The sequence below is a fragment of the Pseudochryseolinea flava genome (assembly GCF_003286915.1).
Classification (GTDB): Bacteria; Bacteroidota; Bacteroidia; order Cytophagales; family Cyclobacteriaceae; genus Ohtaekwangia; species Ohtaekwangia flava.
In genome coordinates, this window is the sequence record NZ_QMFY01000015.1 from 50,165 (window position 1) to 74,723 (window position 24,559).

26 protein-coding genes are annotated in these 24,559 nt (G+C 43.4%); 14 read left to right on the forward strand and 12 right to left on the reverse strand.

Annotated features, from left to right (window positions below; genetic code table 11):
• The first annotated feature begins 47 nt into the window (after nucleotides 1-47).
• The 4 genes from DQQ10_RS22200 to DQQ10_RS22215 all read left to right on the forward strand — a co-directional run bounded on the left by DQQ10_RS22200 (nucleotide 48) and on the right by DQQ10_RS22215 (nucleotide 2,362).
• Complete coding sequence (locus DQQ10_RS22200; RefSeq protein ID WP_112749131.1) at nucleotides 48-416, forward strand: hypothetical protein; 369 nt, start codon at nucleotides 48-50, stop codon at nucleotides 414-416.
• A gap of 164 nt (nucleotides 417-580) precedes the next feature.
• Nucleotides 581-889 carry a hypothetical protein gene (locus DQQ10_RS22205; protein ID WP_112749132.1) on the forward strand — a complete coding sequence of 103 codons (309 nt, stop codon included), beginning with the start codon at nucleotides 581-583 and terminating at the stop codon, nucleotides 887-889.
• 516 nt (nucleotides 890-1,405) lie between these two features.
• On the forward strand, nucleotides 1,406-1,852 hold the full coding sequence (locus DQQ10_RS22210) for a hypothetical protein (protein ID WP_112749133.1): 447 nt from the start codon (nucleotides 1,406-1,408) through the stop codon (nucleotides 1,850-1,852).
• A gap of 132 nt (nucleotides 1,853-1,984) precedes the next feature.
• Nucleotides 1,985-2,362, forward strand: a complete 378-nt coding sequence (locus DQQ10_RS22215; RefSeq protein ID WP_165824056.1) for a TerB family tellurite resistance protein — start codon at nucleotides 1,985-1,987, stop codon at nucleotides 2,360-2,362.
• 2 nt (nucleotides 2,363-2,364) lie between these two features.
• Here the strand turns inward: DQQ10_RS22215 and DQQ10_RS22220 are convergent, their stop codons facing one another.
• Nucleotides 2,365-3,069 (reverse strand): FRG domain-containing protein, encoded by a 705-nt coding sequence (locus DQQ10_RS22220; protein ID WP_112749135.1) that lies wholly within the window; start codon nucleotides 3,067-3,069, stop codon nucleotides 2,365-2,367.
• 14 nt (nucleotides 3,070-3,083) lie between these two features.
• Nucleotides 3,084-3,476 carry a hypothetical protein gene (locus DQQ10_RS22225; RefSeq protein ID WP_112749136.1) on the reverse strand — a complete coding sequence of 131 codons (393 nt, stop codon included), beginning with the start codon at nucleotides 3,474-3,476 and terminating at the stop codon, nucleotides 3,084-3,086.
• A 123-nt stretch (nucleotides 3,477-3,599) separates the two neighbouring features.
• On the opposite strand from DQQ10_RS22225, the gene DQQ10_RS22230 reads away from it, so the two are divergent.
• Nucleotides 3,600-3,890 carry a hypothetical protein gene (locus tag DQQ10_RS22230; protein WP_112749137.1) on the forward strand — a complete coding sequence of 97 codons (291 nt, stop codon included), beginning with the start codon at nucleotides 3,600-3,602 and terminating at the stop codon, nucleotides 3,888-3,890.
• Here the strand turns inward: DQQ10_RS22230 and DQQ10_RS22235 are convergent.
• Entirely contained in the window at nucleotides 3,876-4,670 is a 795-nt protein-coding gene (locus DQQ10_RS22235) for a mechanosensitive ion channel family protein (RefSeq protein ID WP_221409776.1), read from the reverse strand. The genes DQQ10_RS22230 and DQQ10_RS22235 overlap by 15 nt on opposite strands.
• Nucleotides 4,671-4,873: 203 nt before the next feature.
• Here DQQ10_RS22235 and DQQ10_RS22240 point away from each other — a divergent pair, with 203 nt between their 5' ends.
• The 3 genes from DQQ10_RS22240 to DQQ10_RS22250 all read left to right on the forward strand — a co-directional run bounded on the left by DQQ10_RS22240 (nucleotide 4,874) and on the right by DQQ10_RS22250 (nucleotide 8,467).
• Nucleotides 4,874-5,953 (forward strand): glycosyltransferase family 4 protein, encoded by a 1,080-nt coding sequence (locus DQQ10_RS22240; protein ID WP_112749139.1) that lies wholly within the window; start codon nucleotides 4,874-4,876, stop codon nucleotides 5,951-5,953.
• Nucleotides 5,940-8,123: an amylo-alpha-1,6-glucosidase gene (locus DQQ10_RS22245; RefSeq protein WP_112749140.1), complete on the forward strand. Its 2,184-nt coding sequence runs from the start codon at nucleotides 5,940-5,942 to the stop codon at nucleotides 8,121-8,123. The genes DQQ10_RS22240 and DQQ10_RS22245 overlap by 14 nt, the downstream gene beginning before the upstream one ends.
• A 62-nt stretch (nucleotides 8,124-8,185) precedes the next feature.
• The gene (locus DQQ10_RS22250) at nucleotides 8,186-8,467 is read left to right on the forward strand and encodes a hypothetical protein (protein WP_112749141.1); all 282 of its coding nucleotides are present in this window, start codon (nucleotides 8,186-8,188) and stop codon (nucleotides 8,465-8,467) included.
• A gap of 88 nt (nucleotides 8,468-8,555) precedes the next feature.
• On the opposite strand, the gene DQQ10_RS22255 is transcribed toward DQQ10_RS22250, so the two are convergent.
• Nucleotides 8,556-9,611 (reverse strand): DUF2911 domain-containing protein, encoded by a 1,056-nt coding sequence (locus DQQ10_RS22255; protein ID WP_112749142.1) that lies wholly within the window; start codon nucleotides 9,609-9,611, stop codon nucleotides 8,556-8,558.
• Nucleotides 9,612-9,808: 197 nt separating this feature from the next.
• The gene (locus DQQ10_RS22260; RefSeq protein WP_133259728.1) at nucleotides 9,809-10,300 is read right to left on the reverse strand and encodes a hypothetical protein; all 492 of its coding nucleotides are present in this window, start codon (nucleotides 10,298-10,300) and stop codon (nucleotides 9,809-9,811) included.
• A gap of 199 nt (nucleotides 10,301-10,499) precedes the next feature.
• On the opposite strand from DQQ10_RS22260, the gene DQQ10_RS22265 reads away from it, so the two are divergent.
• A complete protein-coding gene (locus DQQ10_RS22265) occupies nucleotides 10,500-12,971 on the forward strand; it encodes a transglycosylase domain-containing protein (RefSeq protein ID WP_112749144.1) in 2,472 nt (823 codons plus the stop codon).
• Nucleotides 12,972-13,082: 111 nt separating this feature from the next.
• On the forward strand, nucleotides 13,083-13,547 hold the full coding sequence (locus DQQ10_RS22270) for a hypothetical protein (RefSeq protein WP_133259729.1): 465 nt from the start codon (nucleotides 13,083-13,085) through the stop codon (nucleotides 13,545-13,547).
• A gap of 72 nt (nucleotides 13,548-13,619) precedes the next feature.
• Here DQQ10_RS22270 and DQQ10_RS22275 read toward each other — a convergent pair whose 3' ends face one another.
• The 4 genes from DQQ10_RS22275 to DQQ10_RS22285 all read right to left on the reverse strand — a co-directional run bounded on the left by DQQ10_RS22275 (nucleotide 13,620) and on the right by DQQ10_RS22285 (nucleotide 18,085).
• Nucleotides 13,620-15,632 carry a PKD domain-containing protein gene (locus DQQ10_RS22275; RefSeq protein ID WP_112749146.1) on the reverse strand — a complete coding sequence of 671 codons (2,013 nt, stop codon included), beginning with the start codon at nucleotides 15,630-15,632 and terminating at the stop codon, nucleotides 13,620-13,622.
• A gap of 204 nt (nucleotides 15,633-15,836) precedes the next feature.
• Nucleotides 15,837-16,016 (reverse strand): hypothetical protein, encoded by a 180-nt coding sequence (locus DQQ10_RS27795; protein WP_133259730.1) that lies wholly within the window; start codon nucleotides 16,014-16,016, stop codon nucleotides 15,837-15,839.
• 112 nt (nucleotides 16,017-16,128) lie between these two features.
• Nucleotides 16,129-17,691, reverse strand: coding sequence for a T9SS type B sorting domain-containing protein (locus DQQ10_RS22280; protein ID WP_112749147.1), 1,563 nt, complete (start codon nucleotides 17,689-17,691; stop codon nucleotides 16,129-16,131).
• Between the two features lie 130 nt (nucleotides 17,692-17,821).
• Entirely contained in the window at nucleotides 17,822-18,085 is a 264-nt protein-coding gene (locus DQQ10_RS22285; protein WP_112749148.1) for a hypothetical protein, read from the reverse strand.
• Nucleotides 18,086-18,249: 164 nt separating this feature from the next.
• Between DQQ10_RS22285 and DQQ10_RS22290 the strand changes: the two genes are divergently transcribed.
• Nucleotides 18,250-19,293, forward strand: coding sequence for a DUF4407 domain-containing protein (locus DQQ10_RS22290; RefSeq protein WP_112749149.1), 1,044 nt, complete (start codon nucleotides 18,250-18,252; stop codon nucleotides 19,291-19,293).
• 3 nt (nucleotides 19,294-19,296) lie between these two features.
• Here DQQ10_RS22290 and DQQ10_RS22295 read toward each other — a convergent pair whose 3' ends face one another.
• Nucleotides 19,297-20,133: a DUF4349 domain-containing protein gene (locus DQQ10_RS22295; RefSeq protein ID WP_112749150.1), complete on the reverse strand. Its 837-nt coding sequence runs from the start codon at nucleotides 20,131-20,133 to the stop codon at nucleotides 19,297-19,299.
• A 94-nt stretch (nucleotides 20,134-20,227) separates the two neighbouring features.
• On the reverse strand, nucleotides 20,228-20,419 hold the full coding sequence (locus tag DQQ10_RS22300; protein ID WP_133259731.1) for a hypothetical protein: 192 nt from the start codon (nucleotides 20,417-20,419) through the stop codon (nucleotides 20,228-20,230).
• Between the two features lie 135 nt (nucleotides 20,420-20,554).
• On the opposite strand from DQQ10_RS22300, the gene DQQ10_RS22305 reads away from it, so the two are divergent.
• Nucleotides 20,555-21,115, forward strand: coding sequence for an RNA polymerase sigma factor (locus DQQ10_RS22305; RefSeq protein WP_112749152.1), 561 nt, complete (start codon nucleotides 20,555-20,557; stop codon nucleotides 21,113-21,115).
• A 2-nt stretch (nucleotides 21,116-21,117) separates the two neighbouring features.
• A complete protein-coding gene (locus tag DQQ10_RS22310) occupies nucleotides 21,118-22,164 on the forward strand; it encodes a S1 family peptidase (RefSeq protein WP_112749153.1) in 1,047 nt (348 codons plus the stop codon).
• A gap of 12 nt (nucleotides 22,165-22,176) precedes the next feature.
• Here the strand turns inward: DQQ10_RS22310 and DQQ10_RS22315 are convergent, their stop codons facing one another.
• A complete protein-coding gene (locus DQQ10_RS22315; RefSeq protein ID WP_165824058.1) occupies nucleotides 22,177-23,133 on the reverse strand; it encodes a helix-turn-helix transcriptional regulator in 957 nt (318 codons plus the stop codon).
• A gap of 146 nt (nucleotides 23,134-23,279) precedes the next feature.
• Here DQQ10_RS22315 and DQQ10_RS22320 point away from each other — a divergent pair, with 146 nt between their 5' ends.
• Nucleotides 23,280-24,539 carry a DUF2130 domain-containing protein gene (locus DQQ10_RS22320; RefSeq protein ID WP_133259732.1) on the forward strand — a complete coding sequence of 420 codons (1,260 nt, stop codon included), beginning with the start codon at nucleotides 23,280-23,282 and terminating at the stop codon, nucleotides 24,537-24,539.
• Nucleotides 24,540-24,559 lie beyond the last annotated feature (20 nt).

Below are 24,559 nucleotides of genomic sequence, written 5' to 3' on the forward strand. Positions count from 1 at the left end.
CGTTCTTCCATTATTGTCCTTCAGTATTCAGTTTAATAACACCTTCGATGATGAGACTGATGCTTTCAAAATTTCTTGTATTCGTTGTTTTGATTGGTATGGGCTGTAGCAGCGGGGTCATTCCATGTCCAAAAGCGAAAACGGTGAAGATGCGTAAGACTAATCCGAATAAACGATTCTTCCTGCCGTCGGAGTCGTTATCCGCAAGCGCAGAAGAAGAAAAGCCCGTGGCCAAACGAAGTCGGGTCGGTGATCAAAAGACGATTCAGAATGTTACCCTGGAAGAGTGGGATTGTCCGAAGCCAGGAAAAAAGAAGTATTTGCCTAAAAAGGTGAAGGAGAATATTCGCAAGAACATGGAGCGCGTGAATGCTGCTCAGAAGGATTCCCTCGGTGTTAGTACTGGCAATCGCTAGTTGACAGCTTACTATTACAATGTAAGAACCGCGCGACGAAAGCGTTTTTTTTAAGCGCGACGCCCTGTAATTTCGATTACATGAAAATGCGATGGAAAACTATATCGCCTCTGGCTTCTAGGTTGCTCTGCATCCTGATGGCTTTCCATTTGTTTAATATCAGCATGGATTCGAAAGACCAACTTCCTGAATTTCTACCGGAAGATCTTTCGCATAACGACATTGAAAGTATCTCTGAGTTCGTTTCGGAAGTCATGTTCGGGGCTGAAAATACTTTTGCAGAACACGAGGAAAACGACGGCGATTGTAGCCATGAACAAACATCGAAAAATGTGATGATCAGCATCGCGCCCACCGCGCTAGAGTTTTCTTTCGAGACAGCTTGCGTTCGTTATTATGTAATGAATTCACGTTTCGTTAACGATATATATACGAAGATCAAAGTTCCGCCGCCCCAACGTTCGCATAGTTAATTAGCAGTGATGCGTCTGCCGGAGCGATGTGCTCCAACTCACAAACAAAATACTATCTTATGAATATCAAGCGAATGAATATCAAGGGAAGGTTTATATTCAATTTAATTTTTATTGCACTGTTTGCACTCATTGGACTGGTAACATTAGTGCTTTCAATTTTCGAGTAAGAAACTTCCGTTCGGTTATTTGTCATCACTGCTTTGAAAAGCAGTATGTGCTTGTTGCATGCCGCGATGATGACAACCTAACAGCAGTATTATTGCTTTTGGACGGCTTCTGTCCATATTCGTCTACAAAATCTGGACAACCATTGTGTGTTCTGGCTTCTTCACCTTGGCATTGAAGTAATGATATGCTACAGAAAAAAGTCTGTAGTTATGGATACCGAGAGAAGAGGAACGAATACCACCGAATGGCTTATCGAGCTGGTGACGTGGGCAACGTTAGGTGCATTGTGTTTTTATTTCTAAGCACAAAGCCAAAAGAAGTTAGGACAACATAAACGGAAGAGTTATGGAACTGAAAAATGCAGTGGGAGGATTGGCTGGTGCAGCCGCATTAACGCTCATCAACCAAGGGGTAGCGAAATTTGATAAAGATGCTCCGAGACTAGATCTGTTAGGCATGAATGCCGTTGCAAAATTTGCAAAACCAAAGTTACCCGTATTAAAAAACTTGTTTCCATTGGCCATCGGTGGAGATCTCATCAGTAATTCGCTTTATTACGCGATGGCAAAAGGAGATACACAACAGTCTACTTATTTACGTGGTGCTTTACTTGGATTGGGAGCAGGGTTAGGCGCAATCACGCTGCCTCAAAAATTAGGGATGGCCAGTGGTGCCGTGTCGCGAAAAACGCAAACGAAAGTGATGACTGTTGCGTGGTACGTAATCGGAGGTTTGGTGGCTGCAGCGGCAATCAATCTACTAAACAGGGGCAACCGAGTACACACCGCCTAAGTAGTTGTACGTAGGCACTATGGTGTATTTTGTGGTTAAAGAAGCTATTACGACACTTCTTCAATCGAATTGCTTTTATAGCTGAGAAAATCTTTGGTTCTTTAACATAGCTTTAATCTAATGTCTATAGTTATGGATCTGATGAAAATCTTCAAGACCGACACCGAGGGAATACGTCGGAGTCACGTTAAAAATCTCGTAACGGTTGCCATGGCCGACGGCGAAGTTGATCGTGATGAGTGGAGTTTACTCGTTACAATTGCCAAACGTCTTGGTGTATCGGAAGATGAGATTACAACCATTCGCAACAATCCCGATGGCGTTCAGTTTGTGCCACCGAAAAAGTACGAAGACCGTGTTCAGCAACTGCAAGATCTAGTTTCCGTCATGACCATTGATAGCCTGATCAATCTCCGTGAACTCGAGCTTTGTAAGAAAATATCACTGCGATTAGATATTCTACCGCAGATGGTTGACGAGATACTCGAGCGAAACTTTAGCAGAACGTAGTACTAAGCGCCCAAGAAAATCCATTCAACATATTTGGCAAGACCATCGATGTCGGGATACATCGTGGCTGAATTCACGCCATATTGGTGTAGACGTTTCTTGCATTCTCGGAATGCACGATGTTCAATCTTTATTTTAAAAAGTCGGTTGTTGTATCGCGGATTGTGCTCGAAAGGAATAAACTTATTGTCAGGCTCTTCTTCGTGAATGGTGAACCATCCGAGCTGAGCCGAAATTCTTTTGGTGATGTGATTCGGACTGAAGATTTTTGTTCCACCAACCTTGAATGGATCAGTAGCATTATCGGCTTTTACAATATCTTCTTTGGGTACATTAAATCCCCAAACAACAGCATAGTCTTCACTTCTACTATCTTTTTCAAATATCGAAAACCACATGGCGCTCAATGGATTCTCTGACCAGTCTAAAAGACGTGTAGCCATACCGTGGTGCTGCGCAAGCGCCAACCAATCCCACCAATTTCCAGGGTAGTGATCAATGAGGTGAACGCTTCTCCGCTTAAAATCTTCAAGCATCTCTCGCTCTACCGTTCTGACATCTTGCAAATTATACCGTGCGATTTTCGGGAGTAACGGCTTATCAGAAGGTTGTCCACGGTAAAGCGTGAAAGCATCAAGCGGAATATCCATGATAATGTCTTGGTATTCGCGAAATCCCGACACAGTAAATTCTTTATAACCTGACATGGTAAGCGGATTAGTCAATGAATGGGAATCACAATGTCTCTTAGTCCTTGTTGACTTTCGAAATTGAAAATCAGTTTTCGTATTGGTTTAAACGAGTGGGCATTAACCTTCACGATGTGTGCTTTGTTAAAAGCATTCACACCAGTGTACCGTTCGTGAAAAATAATTGTGTTCCCTTCGACAATAGAAACATTGACAGGTGCTGTAGTTTTAAAGAACTCGACTTGCGAAGGTATTGATGATGTTATCTCCAAATATAAACTGTCGCCAGGGTGTACGGTTATTCCCGTCTTCTCTTGTAGAATATTGGCGGAACCCGCATGTACCAGCACAGCTTGCATGATGATTTCTTGTGGAAACAAGTAAACGGTCATTTGAGCGATAAGCAGAATGAGTGTAAATCCCATAGTATTAAAGATAAGTTAATTTGGCGATCTGTAAATCACTTGAAGGATAGAAAAGGGATGGCCCATTGGCGTTCATGAAAGTGGCACTTATTTTTGGTTACTCCCGATGTTAAAAGCTACAGTATGAAAAATCTAGTTTACAATTTGAATAGTGTTGAAGCATCTTATGGTGAATCAACATTGACATCTGTAGTTCAAATTTTTGAACGCCTCGATGAGATTCACAAACAGTTAAAACAACAAGATCAAGAACCACTCAACGACTTCTTGAAAGAGGAGTACACTGGCCGACTTGAGAAATTGTTAGAACTGAATATGCGTATTCAACATGAGCTGCAAGCACAAGAAGAATTGATTCAAAGAACCCGTGCAAATCTTCAGGTTTCGAAAAACCATTTGTTAAGTCCCCGGTAGTTTTAAACCTGCTTTCTTTAAGTCGTCTACTAAGTTCTTTTGAAATTGGAGTTTCAATTGGTTGTGGTTTAACGCTTCGACCCACGCATGAATCATAATCTTGTATCCGTCTGGATCGAGTACAGATACGCCAACATAAGGAGCAGGGTCATCTCGCAATTCAGCACAATGCTTTACGCAATTTTTTACGACTGCCGTGACTTGCTGTAAATCGATGCCGAAAGAGAATTTCATTTCTACCTCCATTCTTCGAATACCTTGTCTGCTGATATTCACAATCACCTCATTCGACAGCTTACTGTTAGGGATAATCACCGTACGATTATCTTGCGTGGTGATAATGGTGTAAAATATTTCTATTGAATCAACTATCCCATCTTGTCCTTGTGCGATGATATTGTCGCCGACGCGAAAGGGCTTCAATAAAAGAATCAAAATTCCTCCCGTGAAGTTTTGAAGTGTTCCTGAAAGCGCGAGACCAGCCGCCACACCAAACGATGTTACAATCGCCGTAAAGATTGTCATCTTTACACTAAGGATTTGCAGCACAACGATCAGCAACAGTATTTGAAGAATCGTGGCAATAAAACTTTGTAGGAATGGGCGTATCGACTGAGATACTTCACGACGCTCCATGCTGTTGTGAATCCACCGCTTTAAAATGCGGATAATCCACTGTCCGAGAAAAAAGATAATAAGTGCTACAAGAATAGACGGCCCGTGTGCTTCCAACCAACGAAAGCCCATGAGTGATAAATTCTCTAAATCAAATTTCTTCATGTCTTGATATTGTTACGAGTTGATGTGTTTACTTTTTCGATTTCTAATCGCGTACCTGCGCAAAATGAACGTGATTGCCTTGGTGACAATACAGAAATGCTTCTCGTCTGTAGGTTAAGTGGAAGGAGTACCCCATCTACACAGACATGCAGCTGGCATGGATAGAAGAAAAATGTAGGCATTTGATTTCAATCCGTGTTGTTATGAAGAAGTTACGAATTGCTCAAGTTGCGCCCTTATATGAAAGTGTGCCCCCAAAATTGTATGGTGGCACGGAGAGAATAGTTTCCTTTCTAACGGAAGCATTAATTAGCATGGGGCACGATGTCACCTTATACGCGAGCGGAGATTCACTTACCGACGCACGACTGATACCCGTGATTCCTGCTGCACTAAGGCTTGATCCGAACAAAGTGGATCAAATTGCCCCGCACATAACGATGGTGCAAATGGTGCAGAACGATAGGCGGGAGTATGACATCATTCATTACCATATCGACTATTTACATTTTCCTGTTTCCCATTGTTCTAAGAAACCTCATCTGACGACGCTTCATGGGCGGCTAAATATTCCGGAGCTTCAAGCCCTTTACAACATCTATCGGGAAGTGCCGGTGGTGTCTATTTCAAATTCACAACGTATTCCGCTCCAGCAGGCACATTGGACCGATACGGTGTATCATGGGTTGCCAGAGAATCTTTTTAAACCTGTTTACACGCCGGGCCATTATTTGGCTTTTCTCGGACGCATATCCCCCGAGAAAGGGCTAGACGATGCCATTGAGATAGCGAAACGTGTAGGCATACCGTTGAAGATTGCCGCAAAGATTGAAGGTGCGGACCAAGGCTACTTTCAGAATGTGATTGAACCGTTGCTAGATCACCCACTGATAGAATTTATCGGCGAAGTTAACGAGAGCGAAAAACAATCCTTCATTGGTAATGCGATTGCCCTTTTGTTTCCCATCAAATGGCCGGAACCATTCGGTTTGGTAATGATTGAATCACTTGCTTGCGCCACACCTGTAGTAGCGTATGCCAGTGGTAGTGTCCCAGAGATTCTCACCAGTGGTGTAGATAGTTTTATCGTGAATGATTTAGCGGGAGCCGTTGCATGTATTGACAATATTAAAACGATTGACCGTCATTCATGCAGGGCGTCATTTGATCGCAGATTCACAGCGAAGCAAATGGCAGAAAATTACCTGAAAGTTTACCAGGAAGTAATTGCATCGAAAAAGGAATCTTTAATCATAAAAGAAACCGACCATGAGTATAATTGAAATTGAAAGTCAATTTTATATCCTTGCCACATCATCCTTCGCAGATGATAGAACTGTTGTGCTCAAACAAGGTGATACTTTTGCAATCTTAGATCGATTTGGAGATGTTCATCCGATTGGAACGGGCACGCAAGGTATTTTTCATGAAGATACGCGATACATTTCGCGGATGGAACTCTCCATCAACGGCCAACGTCCGATGTTGCTGAGCTCTAGTCCGCGAGAAGACAATCAAATGTTTATCGTTGACCTGACCAACCCTGATTTTCAAACAACCACAGGGCGGTTAATTCAACGCGGTACGTTGCACATCATGCGTTCAAAGTTTTTATGGCAAGGTGCATGTCATGAGAAAATCAAAATTGTGAATTATGGCCTAGAAGCTGTGGACTTTACATTGGAGATGAAGTTCAACGCAGATTTTACGGACATCTTTGAAGTACGCGGGATTCACCGAACGAAGAAAGGAAAGCAACGCACACCGAAGCAGGATGAAGGTATGCTCAAATTTGTCTATGAAGGCCTCGATAACACGAACCGGATTACAACCATTCAATTTGCTCAACCTCCGGAATCATTTTCAACAAAGTCTGCGTCCTACAAATTTCATTTGCTACCGCGACAAGAGACAGATATCGAAGTGAACGTTGGTTTTGGCAAAGAGAAGAACGTAACAGAACTGCTTGGATTTGATGTTGCGCGAAACAACATGAATGCATATATGGAAAAGACCCGGCAGTATTGTGCCGATGTGTTTACAAGCAATGCGCAGTTCAATGACTGGATTAATAGATCGAAGTCTGACTTAATTACCATGGCGACACCGACGCCACATGGGCTTTATCCCTACGCTGGAGTGCCGTGGTTCAGTACACCTTTTGGGCGCGACGGCATCATCACAGCGCTGGAGTGTTTGTGGGTTGAGCCGGAACTAGCTAAGGGCGTGTTGCAATACTTGGCATTTACACAGGCGAAATCGTTTAACGATTTTCAAGATGCAGAGCCCGGCAAGATATTTCATGAAACGCGCGGCGGAGAAATGTCGGCATTGGGAGAGGTACCGTTCGAAATGTATTATGGTACGATCGATGCGACACCACTCTTTGTGATTCTAGCAGGTGCATATTTAGAACGAACAGGGGATTTTGCGCTGGTTAGAAATATTTGGCCAAATATTGAGCGGGCGTTAGCGTGGATTGACCAGTATGGCGATATCGATGGTGATGGTTTCGTTGAATACAAAACCAAGTCGGAGAAGGGGTTGACCAATCAAGGCTGGAAAGATTCTCAAGATTCTGTCTTTTATGAAGCGGGAGAGTTGGCGTCCGATCCCATTGCTTTGTGCGAAGTACAGGCCTATGTATATGACGCAAAGGCAAAGGCCGCGTGGATCGCTGAGCTTTTAGGTCTCGAAGACGTCGCTGCGAAATTGAAGAAAGAAGCGGAAGCGTTTAAAGAAAAATTCAACCAAGTTTTTTGGTCTGAAACGAAGCAAACTTATGTGTTGGCGTTAGATGGAAAGAAGAACCCTTGTAATGTACTTTCATCAAATGCGGGTCATTGTTTATTCTCAGGTATTGCAACGCCTGAACGTGCACGTTTGGTAGCGTGGAATTTATTAAGTGAGTCGATGTTCTCAGGATGGGGAGTTCGTACAATTGCCACGACGGAAGCGCGATACAACCCGATGTCTTATCACAACGGATCCATTTGGCCGCATGACAATGCGATGATTGCGTATGGTTTTTCAAGGTACAATCTTCAACGTGAAGTGAAGCGATTGCTCACCGGTATGTTCGATACTGCAGTAGCCATGGATGATCAAAGATTGCCTGAGTTATTCTGTGGATTCGAACGTAGAAAAGCACAAGCGCCAACAGCTTACCCCGTAGCGTGTTCGCCACAAGCATGGTCTGTGGGAGCGGTCTTCCTAATGTTACAGGCTTCACTTGGTATGAAGATCAATGCGCTCACCAACACCATTACATTTTGTCATCCTGTGCTACCAGACTTTTTGCAAGAGGTCACCATCACCAATATTCGCATCAACGATAGACAAATAATCTTGCAAGTACGGAAAGGGAAAGAAGGTATAGAAGTGAATTTATTGACACCAGGAACAGATGTGACGATCGATCTTCAGACAGAAACGATGTTGGAACCGGTGTAACTTGAAATGATAAGGCATTAGAATTTTATGTTCAGAAAATCAAAACTAAAAAGGAGGTAATTATGGCGACGAGTTTAGAAACATTAACATCAGAGGTAGAAAACTACAATACAGAACATCGCGAAGGCCGTGTGGCGAGAGCGATTGAAGAGCAAACAGCAAAACTTCCGTCGGATGTGTTTTTATGGACATCCGTTGGTGCAATGGCCGGAGCACTTACATTGAAATTGCTGAAGAAGGATCACCTTGCATTGTTCGTTGGACAATGGGCTGCACCGTTCCTACTATTGGGCATATATAATAAACTTGTAAAACTTGAAGGTCACGATAAGCAAGACGCATAATACTACGTCTGCAATATGGAAAAACAAAACAGCCCGGACGTGCGTCACGGGCTGTTATCTTTTGGTTGATTAGGGGTCGCGCAAAATATCACATCGCGCCGAACTGCTTCAGAAATTTTTCTGAATTCGCACGCACATTAGCAGGAGGGTTAAGGCTCAACGATTTTTTAAAATTCTTAATCGCATTTTCTTTATCACCTTTCGTCGCATAAGCTTCACCCAAGCTATCCCAGGCATTGGCGCTCTTGGGGAATCGCGTCGTGTTTAAAGCGAGTATATCGATTGCTTTGTTTACATCACCTTGTCCCATCAATTGATATCCATAGACATTAAGTTCTGCCTCTGTGGCCATCGCCATGGCTTCCTTCAATAGTTTTTCACCTTCATCGTTTTTGCCTGTTTTCTTCAGTAAATCAGCCTTCGTGCGCAGCGTAGGAAAAGATTTGTTTTGTGCGATTGCTTGATCAATCCAATTAAGTGCCTGAGGCAAGTTAATGTTGTTTTGCAGTGCATAGTTTGCAGCACTTGCATAACCTTGCCATGTGAATCCGGTTACACTCTTCAACTCTTCCGTTGCATTTGCCATGACAATATCATCTACTGCGAACTCGATCTTAACAGGGAATTGTTTTTTCTCCCAATTGAGCATGAGCTCACAGTTATTCTTCGCGATATTTCCGAACTCGATACTTAACAACTCTTCATGAGCAATGTCGCGGAGCTGTATTTTGGCGCGTAGTTGATCTTGTTTCGCGTCGTACCAAAAGCTTCCCCATGAGCGATAGTCTTTTGATAGAATGACTTCACCGGTATTGTCTTGGTTGATGACAAAGAATAAACCATAAGAGCCAGCGGATACATCTTTTCCTTCTACTTTGACTGGATGCGAAAAGGTTATCACCGTGTTTTCATTCGCGCCAGCACGCCAAGGAGCTTCATTCCCGGAGCCGAAACCTTGTTTATTCCAGCCATAAGGTACCAGCGCACCCCATACTTGTCGACCTTTTACTGCGGGGCGCGAGTAGTCTACGTTGATTTTCGAAATGCCAATGGTTTGTGAAACAGATGCTGCCGGACTTGCAGGTCGCGGCGTCGTAATGCCTTGTGCATGAAGCAAACAATTGACCAGTGAAACCAAAGCCATGGTGATCACCAGGAGGGGAGTGATTTTTTCATAGTAGTGTTAGGTTTCAATGAATCTACGGGTAACATTCATGACCATCAACACTTCCGAGGATGAACGCGTTTAATCACGCTAAGCGGTTTAGAAATGTTGTTAGTGGTAAACGAATGAATAAATTCTTCGAAAGTCGCTATTGCGCTGCGATAATTTTGTTCCCGTCACTTGGGGGATCGACGCCACGCCGTAACGTATGTAATCGGAAGCCCCACAGCCACCACTAATATTGCCGCGTTGATGACAGCTTGTATGAGATTAAATTCTTTCGCAGCAGGAACGTTCGATGCAGGAACGACGATTAAATTCATACCGAACCAAATCACAATACCATAAATAATACCAATGATGATTTTATTTTGCAACGATTGGATTACGTAAGGATATACAACATACAACAGCAGCGCCCATCCTGTAGCGATGATGTAGTGAAATAGAATTCCGTACATGACCATGGCAGTGCCACCTTTAAACGCTTCTGGCCCAAAGTAGCCACTGGCGATATACTTGAACACAACCTCAGGTTTTACACCATTCCTGAAGTAAGCGAGTATCATCGCGCCAATACCATCGAGTGTTCCCGCGAGTAAACCAGCAATAAGAATAGTGGAAAATGGTGGTCTGATGGACGTTGTTCGAAGTGGATCAGTTATCATGGCTACCGGGTTGTTCATCTAATTTAAGGCGTAAAACGATAACTCCGGTGCTTCGAAACTGGTGAGTTTTTAATGCATGCAAGATTTTCTGCTTTTTTGCACCTGTTATTGGGCAAACTGCTCTACATTTCAATCTTTCTCAATTGAAAATTATGCATGGCACCCGTATCTTACCCCCTCGCAGGAAGTGCCGTAGGCTATGCAACCAATCATCAGAAAATTCGTCGAAAGACTCCAACAAATTTGGCTTTGGGTCAAACTGAAGTCACAACCCGTTACCGATAAAATTACTTCGCTCTATCAGCGCGCCGCGTTATATTATCGCACACATCCAAAAGCAAAGCGGTGGTCGATTATCGCCAGCATTGTGTTAGGTCCGCCATTACTGCTGTTGCTAATCGTATGGATTGAAATACCAAGTAAAAAAGAATTGCGTAACATTCAGAATCATGAAGCTACCGAAGTATATAGCGCCGACAGTGTACTCCTTGGAAGATTTTATATTCAGGATCGGACAGCAATTAACTTCGACGAAATTTCACCCATTGTTGTACAAGCGTTAATCGCGACTGAAGATATTCGTTTTTACGAACATGACGGCGTAGACTATATCAGCTTGGGACGTGTAATCGTAAAATCGATTTTCATGGGAGAGGAGTCTTCGGGTGGTGGAAGCACTATTTCACAACAGCTTGCAAAGAACCTTTACCCACGAAAAAAATACTGGGTGCTTTCTATGCTCATCAATAAGATGAAAGAAGCCATCACGGCACAACGACTAGAAGACATTTACGACAAGAACCAATTGATCACCTTGTATTTGAATACAGTACCATTTGGTGACGAAGCGTTCGGAATTCAAGCTGCTGCTAAAAGATTCTTCTCGACAACGGCAAAAAAACTCACTGCTGGTGAAGCCGCTGTGTTGATCGGTATGTTAAAGGCGACACATACTTACAATCCAAGACTTTTTCCAGATCGCTCAAAAACACGCCGCAATGTTGTGTTGTCACAAATGGAGAAAGCCCACTACATAGATTCGGTTGCATCAGATTCTATTCGTGCCACACCGTTAACTTTGAAGTATACCAAACTTTCGTTTCATCAAGGACTCGCGCCATATTTCCGTGAGTTCCTCAAGACAGAGTTGATGCAATGGTGTAAAAATCATAAGAAGCCGGATGGTACGACGTACAACGTTTACACCGATGGATTAAAAATATATACAACAATAGATTCACGGCTGCAGGAGTATGCAGAGATCGCGGTGGAGCGCCATATGAAGGAGTTGCAGAAGCAATTTATTGATCAGCTTGGAAAAGATAAGCCCTGGAAAGACAATGAAGCAATTTTGCGTGACGCTATTTTGAGAACATCTCAGTACAAAGCGCTCGCGGAAGATGGTATGTCTGAAGAGGAAATCATGGAAGAATTAAAGAAGCCGATAGATATGCGTCTCTTCTCATGGAACGGAATTCGCAAGGTGAAAATGAGTCCCATCGATTCGATCATTCATCATATTCAGTTTTTAAACGCCGGGTTCTTAGCCATTGAACCACAAACGGGTGCCGTTAAAGCATGGGTTGGAGGTATCGATCATGATTTCTTTCAATACGATCACGTAAAGACAAGTACAAAGCGTCAAGTCGGTTCGATCTTTAAGCCAATTGTGTATGCGATGGCGATTGAGAACGGCGCTTCACCCTGCGAATACGTTTCTGCAGAACGCCAAACTTACATCGACGACGAAGGAGAGAAGTGGACACCGAAGAACATGCAGAACGACTATCAAGTGAAATATTCGATGCGTGGAGCGTTGGCGTATTCGGTAAATACAATCGCAGTGAAGATGATTCAACGTGCGGGCGTTTCCAATACAGTTGAGCTTGCACGAAATATGGGAATACTGAGCGAGATGCCGAATGTGCCATCTGTCGCTTTGGGCTCGTCGTCCATTTCATTGATGGAAATGACCACCGCGTATGGTTGTATCGCCAATGAGGGACTAACAACACCGACACACTACATTACATCGGTGAAAGATCAATACGGAAATTCATTTACGGATTTGATCAGTGACAAGAAACCGAAACAAGTTATTTCGAAGGAGACCGCGATGCTGGTTCGTCGAATGCTTCAAACTGTGGTGCATGAAGGCACAGCATCTCGACTACGCTGGAAGTATGGCGTGTATAACGACGTCGCTGGAAAGACGGGTACAACACAGTCAAACGCTGATGGTTGGTTTATGGCCATCACGCCAAATTTAGCTGTTGGTACGTGGGCGGGAGCTGATGATCCGCGTATTCACTTTAAGAGTACGGAACTCGGACAAGGATCGAACACAGCACTTCCTATGTTTGGCTATTTTATGGAGCAAGTGAACAAAGACAAAGCGTTCGCGACGTTATCCAAAGCGACCTTCCCAGCGATGCCGTCAACATTACAACAAAAACTCGATTGCGATTTGTATGAGCTCGATGAATCATTACAACTTGATATTGCACAGATGATTCAGCAGGCGGATTCCCTGATGAAAGCTGATACCCTTGCGCCTCCACACAAAGAAACATTCCTCGAAAAATTGTACAAACGTAAACTCAAAATGCTTCAGGCAAGCATGCCGCAAGATAGTACGGATGCGGAGGAGATGGAGGGAGTTGAATTGTAATAGCTCTCGACAAGCAAACTTTTTTATCTATTGAAGTGCAGAATAGTCCTCGCAAATTTGGGGCTATGGTATTAATATTTTTTAACCATAATTGAATTAATGAAACAGCTTATGAAAAAAGTAATCTTGTTCGCGTGTTTGGTCGTACTATTTTCTTGTAAAGATGACGACAGTGGCCCAGGTTATGATTTTGAAGATCAAGATGCTATGGGCGAGATTGATGGCAAAGAGTGGCGATATCAAGATGGCTACGCCGACGTGAGTAATAACGAAGTCAGAGTAACATTGATGGTAGCGCAAGATGGTGAATCCGGATGTGATGTGTTTCTGGCTGAAGGTGATCAAGTTTTCTTCACTGTTCCTGCAGAGAAAGGGATATACAAGCTTTCACTTGGAGCGGACTCAAGAACGGTAACACTTTTGAGCGATGAAGAGATTCCTGATAACCATATCGCGAGTGAAGGCGCAGTTGAAATTGTAAGTATTTCCAGCACGGATGTGAAAGGGAAAATAGACGCGCGCAGCAGTGACGATAGTTTTGTAAACGGTGACTTTAGAGTGCTGATTTGCAAATAGGTTTGTGCTCGCTCAAATAGAAAAAGCTGAGATTACTCAGCTTTTTCTATTTATAACGGAGCGTACGATGATCTATTTGACTACCATCCTGTGTGTGACTATTTTCTCGCCACTCATCAGTTTGTAGTAATACGTGCCGGAGATATTTCCAGTTGTAGCGATCTTGTCACTGCTAACTTCGACAGTGTGTTCCCCAGCACTTAATTCTTCATTCAAAATAGTGGCAACCTCGATTCCTTTTTCATTAAAGATTTTGAGTACCACATGCTGGTCGCGATCTAATGTGAAAGGGATCGTTGTACTGGCAGAGAACGGGTTAGGGTAATTCTGTCCAACGCCAAATTCAAACAGAGATTCCTCCACCGATGTTTCATCCGCGGACGAAACTTCCGTTGACATACGCGCAGACGTGTTCGTAATGCCCGGTTTTACGGCGAGCCTAACAATAGAACTCGCAGTCGCACCTTTGTTGTCTTTCACCGTCACTTGGAAAACGTAGGTACACTCCACTGCATTCGATAATGAAAGCTTCGCTGTGGTAGCTCCGGACATGGTAATCGTACCGCCACCAATTTTCGTCCATTGATACGAAACAATGCTGCCATCCGGATCTAATGCTGTTGCTGTGAATGAGGCATAGTTAGTTGGTAGATAGATGTATTTTTTTTCGCCCGCACTAACCACTGGAGATTGATTTGTGTTAGAAGTTGTATTGACGACCAAGTCGACTACGTCGCTACTGGTAGCGCCTTTGTTATCGGTGACCGTAATTTTGAAAGAATATGTTCCTGCTAATGCCTGTGTCAGCTTTAATGTTTGTGATGTCGTACTGCTCATGGTGATGGAACCGCCACTGACTTTAGTCCATGCGTAAGAGACGATTGATCCATCACTATCTTTCGCAGTCGCCGTGAATTGGGCAGAACTCGAGGGTAGCAGAATAGTTTTATCTGCTCCTGCATTCACAGTTGGTGTAACATTCGGTGTGCCCGAACTTTTCACAGTGAGTTGTACATCGTCTTGCCCTTGCAAATTGTGATTGTCTTTAACCACTACGCGAAATACATATGTACCTGATTGTGCATTCGACACAAACAATGTGTTGGTTGCTGTATTAGACAGGGTAACAGAAGGGCCCGACACCTTTGTCCAGTTGTATGAACTCACTTCTCCATCGGCCGTAGCACTCGCGGTGAATGATGTATTTGCAGTAGGCAGTGTAATGGTTTTATCTGCGCCAGCGTTGGCCACTGGTGGATCAGGATTTGAGATTGGCGGAGGAGGCTGAGGTACAGGTGCGCCGTTTCTTCTTTTCGTTAAAAACCATTCGTACACGTTAGGATTATGATACGTGTGGTCGGTGCGATATGCGCGATCCCAACATCCACCGTGACCTACACCAGGATATACTGTCCATAGTGGTGATGGATTCGCGCTAAGATTCAACATGCCAGTGATTGGAAGTAGTCCACCGCCGATGCCCAAAGCTGTATCAGCGTCACCATGAAATGCCCAAACATTGATTTTTCTCAAGGCTGTATTAATGCCATGCTCTAAAGTACCGCGGCCCGCCATCACAGCGATTCCAGCCAAGAGGTTCGGGTTGTTGTCGTCTAGCCCAGACGTTAGCCATGCGCCTTCGCCACCCATGCTGAGACCGGTAACAAAAATTCTATCAGGATCTATTTTATAGTTAGCCACCGCCCATTTAATGAACGGAATCACATCATGCTTCCATGACCAGTCGATAGTTTGTGGAGAGAGCACCACGAAGCATTCTGTTTTTCCATTGACTGTGAAACACATATTATGTCCTTCAGCAATGTATTTTGGAGGGCCATTGCGCTTTACCTTTTCGAGATCTGAAGCTGACCCTGTGCCACGCTCACCGGAACCATGTAAAAAAATGATGGCAGGATATTTTGAGGATGACGATGCGTAACCGCTAGGAAGGTATTCAAGAAATCCGCGACCATCGGGTGTCATCTTAGCTTTTTGAGGATCTTGCCCTTGAGCAATGACGGAGGCAAACAAGAAGAGTAGGAAAGGCAGCATCTTGAATGTTGACTGTACAGGTTTAGGCATAAAGTGAACAAAGTTTATCCATGCTCAACATTAGTTCTGAAGCTGATGTTGAGTAAGGGAGTGAAACAAAATTTGTATTTGCGCTAGTGGGCTACTAACAAGACGAGTGCAAAGGAAGAATAAAAAATTTTCTCACTGCTTAAAATGCAAGTTTAGTAGTGTTGTGAAAAATTTTAAAAGAAGTAACCGGCTGTAATGCATGCTTCACATCGAAACGATCATGTGAAGCATTGTATTGATCATCATACTAATCGACTCACTGCGATGTCGTTCATCTGCACTATCAGAATTTCGTGGTAACAATAAACGTTTACGATCGTCGATAATTGATTTGTGTAAGCTTTGTATGGTCCGCGAAATGCCAGAAGGTAAAACTTTACTCATGTGCGGGTATTTTTCCCCTTTCGTGATGTAAGGTATTTCGAGAAAAGTTAAAATATCGCTGCTTGTTCATCCCCCAAACCAGGCGGTCGCGCAGTAGACCGACCGTTGCAAGCTAACGGAGGAGCATTACATTTCCTTTAAAGTTGTTTTTATTAGAGCTCATCCCAAGATCGATCGTGTAATAATAATTGTCGGTCGGTAATTTTTCACCATGGTAGTTTCCGTCCCATTCGTTGGTTATGCCCACAGCACGGTATACTAAAATGCCGCGACTATTGTAAACACTCACCACGGCAGTCTTGAGTCGCTCGCTATCTTTAACGGCCTGAATCCTCCACGTGTCGTTTGCAAGATCACCATTTGGGGTAAATGCGTTTGGAATGTCGAGCGCAATCTCTTCACCCATAATAATCTCGCGATGGTAAATTTCGCTCACCATTTTTCCATCATTCAACTTGATGTACAAAGTTCTGTTCTCTTGCTCTAGTGGAATTTCTTCGTTGTATCGGTAGCGTATTGAACGTAATGCATCTTGATACTGCCCAAGTGACGCTACACCGATCAGGGACAATACACCTTCCTTTGGGTCGAACACGCCGCGGATGCTTTCGGTGTTCGCGAATTCGAGCAGGTCGCCGTCGGGTGTATAAGTTTCAGAAGTGAACCCTACTTCCGCTAACACGATCTGCTGATCGTCAGGGTCAGTTACTTGTACAGTGCTTGAGATGTTAACGGCCTCCATACCGACCATGTGACGGAGCGCAGTAGTCTCCAGGTCGATAAGCTGAGGTGGATCGTTAATAGGATTGATCGTGACCTGAAACGCATACACGTTACTCGCATCCGGCCCTTTCTGTACCGAGACGTTCACAATCAAAGTACCACTAAAATCAGGCGATGGAGTAATGACTTGATTGTCCACTTGGTAATTCTCTCCTGCACTTATATTTAGCGAAAATCCGTTTGGATACGTGTTACTTGGATCGAACACAACCAAATCAGCGAGCTGTATGCTAAAATTTTCTCCCTCATTTGAAGCAAGGCTCTTTTGGCCGGTAATTCGAAGCGATTTCGTAACATCGATTCGAAGGTTAAAGGGCGGACTATCTGCTCCACCATCGTTAACAACGGTTGGCACAGACAGTGCGCCCGAATAATTTGGCGATGGTGTCACGGTCGTGCCCGACACGGTATAGTTTGCGCCTGCTCCCAATCGCATCGTAAAACCAGTTGGGTATGTGTTATCGGGATCAGAAACTTTTAAGTCCGCTAACTTGACAGTCAATGAGCCATTCATGCCAATGCTCAACGCATTTTGTCCCGTAATTGCCGGCGGCGTGTTGATGTCAACAACGTCAATAATCAAGTTGAATGGATCACTACTATGTTCACCGTCATTGACAGTAACGGGGACGGTCAGCTTTCCATGAAAGCCTCGCTCAGGCGTAACTGTTTTGTCAGCAAACGTATAATGCTGACCGGCGTAGAGTGTCATCGTGAATCCTAGTGGATAAAACCAATCATCACGATCTCTTACATCCAGATCGTTAAAAGTAATGGTGATGGGCTGATTTTCATTTGTACTGAGAGGTCGCTGCCCGCGAATGACGGGAGCATTACGCTGTGCAAACGTCGACGTTGAAGCGAGGCAAAACAGGATCAACAATATCCGCATAAGGCTGTCCGGTTAAAAATTTGAGGCCAATCATCGGTGCGTTGATTCCAGGGGTAATCTTCAAATTTAAGCCATTCTTAAACTCAAGTTTCATTTGCTGTCAACCACAAGTGACCATGAACTTCTACATCTAACGCGTCGCATACTTATCGAAAGCTTCGTAAAGTTTGTCCTTGATTTGATTACAAGAAATGAAAAAACTCTTTTCAACAATTTCGATTTCGAGAACACTTGTTGGTTGATTCCAGGCGTAACGAATGACTATCCCGAAAGGTCCATCTACCGTGCCGGAAGTACCAGTAAGGTTAAATCCCGCTGCAGAGAGATCTCTTTTTACATTGTTAAAAATTTCCTCTGATATATCGCTCAAAACGATCGGTTCACATGCTGCCATAGCTTAATAGTTAAAAAATCGGTGCCCACACAATTGAACACTTTACTGTTCGTAAATGTACAATCTTTTACAAAAGCCTTGCAATTTTCTTTCCATTGCAAGGATAGGAAATGGCATGATGTTGCGTGGTAATAATTTGATGGCGTTTGCCGTTGTATTGTTTCATGAATAGAATAACCTCTTTTTTTTGGATCTGCTCCGGTGCCGATAGAAACCTGCTGCAAAAATGCCCAACCGAATCCAGCAAATACGCTGGGATAGGCGCTACGATTTTTTTTACCGGACTATTCGCTGCTATCGCTGCTGGCTACGCACTGTTTACAGTGTTTGACCACCTTGGGCTGGCAACTGCTTTCGGTTTGTTGTGGGGACTCATGATCTTCAATCTCGATCGATATATTGTGTCGTCCATGAGGAAAGAAGGACGTACAAAGTCGGAACTTCTGATGGCATCACCCCGACTAATTTTGGCTATCATTATTTCAATTGTAATCGCAAAACCCTTAGAGCTGAAGATCTTTGAAAAAGAGATTGAACCGGAACTCGTGATGATGGAACAGGAGACTTATGCACGACAGGAAAAGGAATTTTATGCGCGTGTCAATCCATCACGAGATAGTTTGGGTAGGCAAATCGATATTCTTAAAAAAGAGATTGCGTTGAAAGTGCTCGAACGAAACTCACGTGTGAGGGCCGCGCAAGAAGAAGCCGACGGTACAGGTGGAAGCAAAAAGAAGAATCTGGGGCCCATCTATAAAATCAAGAAGGCCGATGCTGATGCTGTTGAGAAAGAGTTGCAAGAACTATCAACACGGAATAATAAACGTATCAACGAACTACAAGACGCTGTTGATCGTAAAGATTCACTTATTGCGGGCGAATATAATTTACTCGAGAAAAAGAAAATGAATGGGCCGGCTGCGCGTATGGAAGCACTGGATCGAATTTCTGACAAGAGCAGCGCCATTGCTTGGGCCAATTGGTTTATCATGTTGCTTTTTATTGCGATTGAAATTTCTCCCGTGTTGGTGAAGTTGATGTCACCACGTGGACCGTATGATAATCTACTGCGGCAAACTGAGCATGAGTTCAAAGTTCAAGAACTAGAAAGTGTTACGAAACAAAATGCCGAGGCCAAAGAGAAAGCCTCGACATTACCGACACATGAAAAGAATTTTCTATCTGACAAACTAGATGCGTCGCTGTAGTAACTAAACTGATTTTACTTGCTGTTTAGTCTTCTTTGTTACACGGCGAATCAAGAAATACACAATAGGGCCGACAATGAAAAGCGGCCATAGGTAGAGTAGGGCGATTAATACTTTCGTAATACCGTTCCAGCCAGCGCCCAATGCTTCAGCTGAATCTGACCAAAAGGTGTTTTCTATTTTTGCAATCTCTTGCGTGATTGTTTGATAATATTCTAGTTGAAGTGTACTGTACGTAACCTGATCTTTTAAATAATTCAAACGACTAATGGTCGCTTCAATTTCTTCGTGGAGATCTCCAATCTTTTCCTCGGCTTCCAGTAGCTCTTCAATACTACCCGCTTTACTTCGCAAGATTTCCATGTAACGTTGCTCAACTTCACGTTTTGTTTTCAGCCTCGACTCCAGGTCAACAAAATCTTTCGAGATGTCGTCGGTTGTGATGTTTCTAAAATTTACAAACACAGACTGTTGATCGATCTCCTTTAACAGGTCTGCAAATGATTCATTAGGAACCCTGATGGTAATTTTGTTTTCGAGGATCGGATTTTCTAACACCAGTTGAGAGGTTTCTATATACGCACCGAATTTTCTGGCTGCGCTTTCAATCGCTTCCGTTGTTGTTTTTACGTTGTTGACTTCAAATCGGTAATGTGCTTTTTTGATAACCTTCTTTCCGTTCGAATAAATGTCAGGTATCGGAGCGTTGATCGAAACCTGCTGAGATTCAGTTTTTTGCTCTAGTTCCATTACATCGGCCGTAGCCTCGCTTTTCATCGATTGACCACAAGAAACGAGCATGATGCACGCGACAAAGCATGCAAATAGTTTTGCATTCATAAATGATAAAAGTTTTAGTAAAAGAGAAGAAAGGGGCCGTCCAAAGAACGAGGGACGGCCGGAGGAGGAAATGCTAACGAAGTGTTAGCCAGTATTATTTAGCGATAACGCTATCTTGCGCGAGAGAGTCAGTAGAAACGGTGGTTGTAGTATCCACAGGTGTTGCTTCAGGTGCAACAGTTGCTGAATCTGAATCTGCTGCTGTTTTTTCAGATTTTCCACTGCATGAAACGGCCGCAAAAACGATTACCATCAATGCAAAAAGTGACTTAACGTTGTTTTTCATATGCTTTTGGTTAAAATTTTCCTTCATACCAAAAAACTTTGTGGGTAACCCAATCAGAAATACTTTTCTTTTGGGTTACCTTCTCACCACCTTTGTATAAAGTCCGCCTGTGCAAGGGCGACGTCTAACGTATCGATGAATTATAATTCCGACGATCTCATTATCGCCGAAATCCGCAAACATAACCAAATGGCCTTGCGAGAGTTGTATCGCGCACATTATCCAATGGTGAGAAATCTCATCACGAATAATAGTGGCTCGGAACAGGAGGCAAAGGATGTTTACCAAGAGGCTGTTATCGTGTTTTATGAAAAGCTTCAGCGAGCGGATTTTGTTCTTACCTGCAAAATCAAGACCTACTTGTATGCGGTATGCAGAAGGCTGTGGCTGAAAAGGCTAGCTGAAAAGAAGATGTATACTGGGAACATTGAATCTTTGGAAACGTTTTTGGGTGTTGAGGACGAAGTAAATGACGTCGAAGAAAAGGCGCTTGCTTTTAAGAAAATGCAGGTTGCACTAGGAGGCTTAGGAGAACCTTGTAAAACCATTATCACAGATTTTTATATCGGTGACCTAGGCATGGAAGAGATCGCGATAAAATTCGGATATACAAATTCCGATAATGCAAAGAATCAAAAATATAAATGTTTGCAGCGGTTAAAGAAATTATTCTTCGCTGACGACAAAAGGAATTAAATATGAGTGAACGAGACTTGATCGAATTATTGGATAGGCAATCTCGTGGCGACCTGTCGCACCAAGAGACTATACAACTTGAGGAAGCTTTGAAGCATCCTGAGATGCGAGCTGCTGCTGAAAAGCATGGCGTGTTATTATCGCAACTGCACGCTTATGGAAAAAGGCAAGCGTTGCACACCATGATGGATTCGCTCCACGAAACCATCGACGAGCAAAAACCAAAAGGCAAACGTGTATTCTTACGAAAAGCATATTGGCCCATCGCGGGAATAGCAGCGTCGATAGCACTCATCAGCGTTATTTTTACGTGGTCATTGAACCAATCGGTTCAAGATAAAATGGAAGAATATAAAGAACTTCGGTTGGAGGTACAGCGCATCGAAAAATCACAGAATGCCATCGTTAAAGAAATAAAAGAAAAGGAGAAAGCTATTCAACCAAGTCGCTATAGCGGTACGGGATTTTTTATTTCGAGCAAAGGCTACTTAGTGACGAGTTATCACGTGGTTAAAGACGCCGACTCCGTGTACATTGAAAATGGCGCCGTTGGCAACCACAAGGCGGAGGTGATATACTTAGATGCACTGTCTGATCTTGCTTTGCTGAAAGTTGTGAGCGATACATTTGAAATGAAAACGAGTATTCCATTTCTTATTAGAACTGCTGAAGCTGATCTCGGAGAAGAGGTTTATACGTTAGGGTTCCCACGAGAAGATATCGTATTCGGAGAAGGTTCCATTAGTGCACTCACGGGTTATCGACAAAATCCAACGGCATATCAAATTTCAATTCCTGTAAATCCAGGTAATAGTGGGGGGCCATTGCTGAATTCGAAAGGAGATCTAATTGGGGTGATCAGCGGTATACAAACCAAGTTAACCGGAGCAGCTTTTGCTGTAAAGTCAACGTCGTTGTATGAAGTAGTGAAAAACGATTCCATTCATGAGACGATACCGTTGCCACGTCAAAATACAATGCGTGGCAATCGAGTTGATCAGGTGAAAAAATGGAAAGACTTGGTGGTGATGGTTCGAGTTTATAATTAAACAGAAGGAGATTTACCCGACGTATTTTGTTACGCGATCGTGAATAAATGTTTTAAAATCATCAGGGCCTTCTACTTTTATTTCGTCGATAAGTCCCATGGTAAATCTACCTGCACCTTCAAAGCTCACCACAGGAGCGTGGAATTGATAATGATCCTCACGTTTTTCCAAATAAGGTATCGCGAGTGGATATTCTTCGCGGAGCAGTAGGTAGGCTCGCATCGTCATTCGAAGTGTAATCCAAGTATCTGCATCACCCGTGTAACCGAAAATGTCGGTCTGCGTTTTCTTGTGCAGATTTTCAAATGCATAAGATTTGTTCATTTCCACGATATCGCCGATCCGGTCTAGTTTGAATTGCTTGCAAACTTTGTCTTGTGTGTCTAATGCCATTACCGATTGATAATTGTCGCCAAAGTGAATCGGCTCAACGAGTCTATCGCGAATCTCGTTACTATTTGCTGAGTGATAATTTTTGAGTACAATCTGCTTCTTACCGCGAATGGCTTCAGAGACTTGTTCGACAATCTTACTAAGACGTGCTTTAACGAAGAGTTGTGGAACGCTATCCAACTCAGAGTTGAGGGATAGCTTTCGTAAAAGTGAATTTTTTATCGGTGTATCTGTGGCGGCTGATTTGATCAACTTTTTAATGAGACTCATCTCATCAAGCGTGAACTGGGCTTGAATTGGGTCGTCGTCGGAGGTGACGATGAAATAACGATTATTAAAGTCGGTTTCCACGAGAAATTCAACCTGCTCCAAAATTTTCATGTAACGATACATGGTGCGCTTACTGGTGTCAAATCTATCGGCAAGTTGTTGGATTGTCCAATGCCCAGATTTAAGCACGGCTATGATTTGAAATAAGCGGAGAAGCTTGGTTTGAGGAATGAAAGCATCATCGGTGGCTTTAACGGTTTTCGCCTTTGCCTTTGCCTTCGGTTTTGTTTTCGCTGCTTTGGCCATATAGAATCTCTGAGTAGCAATGTTACGCAATTCCAACTTTACAGCACAATTGTTTTTTGCGACCAATATTTTTAGCGGCCCGTGGCAAGTGACAGCCATTGACACTGGGCGCCCATACTTTCGAGCTATCAATTCAAGGAGGACTTATGAGCACCATTAGCAATCCATCGTTATTAGTAAAATGTCCGCATTGTAGTGGCACATTTACACCTGAAGATGCCATTGGCCATGATATTCGTATTCAACTGGAGAAGGAATTTGAGCAAAAACTGCATTCAGCAGCGAAGGCAGTAGAGGCGCGCGTTGTTAAGCAAGAAAGTGACCGCTACCGCGAGAAATTTCTAATGCTGGAGGAGGACCGTAAGATAAAGACGCAACGGCTGCAGGAGTTTGAACGAAATGCCTTGGCGCTTGCGGAACGGGAACGTCATCTAAAGGATAAAGAGGAAACGATGGAGGTTGACATGAAGCGACGTCTGTTAGAGCGTGAAAAATTACTACGCGAACAGGCGGATAAGTTTGCATATGAAAAAGCAGCACTAAAGATTCGAGAAGAAGAACAAAAGCTTAAGCTAGAGCGGGAGCAAATGGAATTCATTTTGAAGAGACGTGTACAACTTGAGGCGGATAAGGCGAGGGACGAGGAACGGATGAAGCAACTGGAACTACAAAAAAAACTAGACGATCAGGCGAAACTCATCAACGAGATGAAGCGAAAGTCCGAGCAAGGTAGTATGCAGACGCAAGGGGAGGTGCAGGAATTAGCCATCGAGACATATTTAGAAACAACGTTTATGCGCGATGAAATTGAAGAGATTTCGAAAGGGAAACGTGGCGGCGATTGTATTCACGTTGTAAAAGATCACTATGGAAATCGATGTGGAAGTATACTCTACGAAAGTAAGCGTACGAAACACTTTAGTAACGAATGGATTCCCAAAATCAAAGATGATCAGCGTTTAAAGCAAGCAGATATTGCTGTCATTGTTACCGAGGCGCTACCAGAAGGGATGAGTCGATTCGGTGAGTTGGACGGCGTATGGGTCTGTTCCTTTTCTGAATTCAAAGCGCTTGCTGTACTTCTCCGCCAGAATTTGGCGCGTATTGGTGAGGTATTAGCAGCGCAGGAAAATCGCGGCGATAAAATGCAACTCATCTACAGCTATGTGACCAGCAATGAGTTTAAACAGAAGTTGGAAGCGTCGTTCGAGTCTTATCATGGTATGCAGGAAGATTTATTAAAAGAAAAAACAATGATCACTGCACAATGGGCGAAACGAGAAAAGCGATTGCTGAAAGCTATGGAGAATCTGGTCTCGTTGTATGGAGACGTTCGTGGCATAGCGGGCGGCGCTGTGCAAGAAATTAAGGCGCTCGAAATACCCGACCTTCTACTCGAGGAATAAAAAGAATTGAATAACAAACG

Excerpts from the sequence above, each read along its gene's own strand:
- DQQ10_RS22200 (WP_112749131.1), top strand. The coding sequence starts at position 48 with ATGATGAGACTGATGCTTTCAAAATTTCTTGTATTCGTTGTTTTGATT.
- DQQ10_RS22205 (WP_112749132.1), top strand. The coding sequence starts at position 581 with ATGGATTCGAAAGACCAACTTCCTGAATTTCTACCGGAAGATCTTTCG.
- DQQ10_RS22210 (WP_112749133.1), top strand. The coding sequence starts at position 1,406 with ATGGAACTGAAAAATGCAGTGGGAGGATTGGCTGGTGCAGCCGCATTA.
- DQQ10_RS22215 (WP_165824056.1), top strand. The coding sequence starts at position 1,985 with ATGGATCTGATGAAAATCTTCAAGACCGACACCGAGGGAATACGTCGG.
- DQQ10_RS22220 (WP_112749135.1), bottom strand. The coding sequence starts at position 3,069 with ATGTCAGGTTATAAAGAATTTACTGTGTCGGGATTTCGCGAATACCAA.
- DQQ10_RS22225 (WP_112749136.1), bottom strand. The coding sequence starts at position 3,476 with ATGGGATTTACACTCATTCTGCTTATCGCTCAAATGACCGTTTACTTG.
- DQQ10_RS22230 (WP_112749137.1), top strand. The coding sequence starts at position 3,600 with ATGAAAAATCTAGTTTACAATTTGAATAGTGTTGAAGCATCTTATGGT.
- DQQ10_RS22235 (WP_221409776.1), bottom strand. The coding sequence starts at position 4,670 with ATGAAGAAATTTGATTTAGAGAATTTATCACTCATGGGCTTTCGTTGG.
- DQQ10_RS22240 (WP_112749139.1), top strand. The coding sequence starts at position 4,874 with ATGAAGAAGTTACGAATTGCTCAAGTTGCGCCCTTATATGAAAGTGTG.
- DQQ10_RS22245 (WP_112749140.1), top strand. The coding sequence starts at position 5,940 with ATGAGTATAATTGAAATTGAAAGTCAATTTTATATCCTTGCCACATCA.
- DQQ10_RS22250 (WP_112749141.1), top strand. The coding sequence starts at position 8,186 with ATGGCGACGAGTTTAGAAACATTAACATCAGAGGTAGAAAACTACAAT.
- DQQ10_RS22255 (WP_112749142.1), bottom strand. The coding sequence starts at position 9,611 with ATGGCTTTGGTTTCACTGGTCAATTGTTTGCTTCATGCACAAGGCATT.
- DQQ10_RS22260 (WP_133259728.1), bottom strand. The coding sequence starts at position 10,300 with ATGATAACTGATCCACTTCGAACAACGTCCATCAGACCACCATTTTCC.
- DQQ10_RS22265 (WP_112749144.1), top strand. The coding sequence starts at position 10,500 with ATGCAACCAATCATCAGAAAATTCGTCGAAAGACTCCAACAAATTTGG.
- DQQ10_RS22270 (WP_133259729.1), top strand. The coding sequence starts at position 13,083 with ATGAAAAAAGTAATCTTGTTCGCGTGTTTGGTCGTACTATTTTCTTGT.
- DQQ10_RS22275 (WP_112749146.1), bottom strand. The coding sequence starts at position 15,632 with ATGCCTAAACCTGTACAGTCAACATTCAAGATGCTGCCTTTCCTACTC.
- DQQ10_RS27795 (WP_133259730.1), bottom strand. The coding sequence starts at position 16,016 with ATGAGTAAAGTTTTACCTTCTGGCATTTCGCGGACCATACAAAGCTTA.
- DQQ10_RS22280 (WP_112749147.1), bottom strand. The coding sequence starts at position 17,691 with ATGCGGATATTGTTGATCCTGTTTTGCCTCGCTTCAACGTCGACGTTT.
- DQQ10_RS22285 (WP_112749148.1), bottom strand. The coding sequence starts at position 18,085 with ATGGCAGCATGTGAACCGATCGTTTTGAGCGATATATCAGAGGAAATT.
- DQQ10_RS22290 (WP_112749149.1), top strand. The coding sequence starts at position 18,250 with ATGAATAGAATAACCTCTTTTTTTTGGATCTGCTCCGGTGCCGATAGA.
- DQQ10_RS22295 (WP_112749150.1), bottom strand. The coding sequence starts at position 20,133 with ATGAATGCAAAACTATTTGCATGCTTTGTCGCGTGCATCATGCTCGTT.
- DQQ10_RS22300 (WP_133259731.1), bottom strand. The coding sequence starts at position 20,419 with ATGAAAAACAACGTTAAGTCACTTTTTGCATTGATGGTAATCGTTTTT.
- DQQ10_RS22305 (WP_112749152.1), top strand. The coding sequence starts at position 20,555 with ATGAATTATAATTCCGACGATCTCATTATCGCCGAAATCCGCAAACAT.
- DQQ10_RS22310 (WP_112749153.1), top strand. The coding sequence starts at position 21,118 with ATGAGTGAACGAGACTTGATCGAATTATTGGATAGGCAATCTCGTGGC.
- DQQ10_RS22315 (WP_165824058.1), bottom strand. The coding sequence starts at position 23,133 with ATGGCCAAAGCAGCGAAAACAAAACCGAAGGCAAAGGCAAAGGCGAAA.
- DQQ10_RS22320 (WP_133259732.1), top strand. The coding sequence starts at position 23,280 with ATGAGCACCATTAGCAATCCATCGTTATTAGTAAAATGTCCGCATTGT.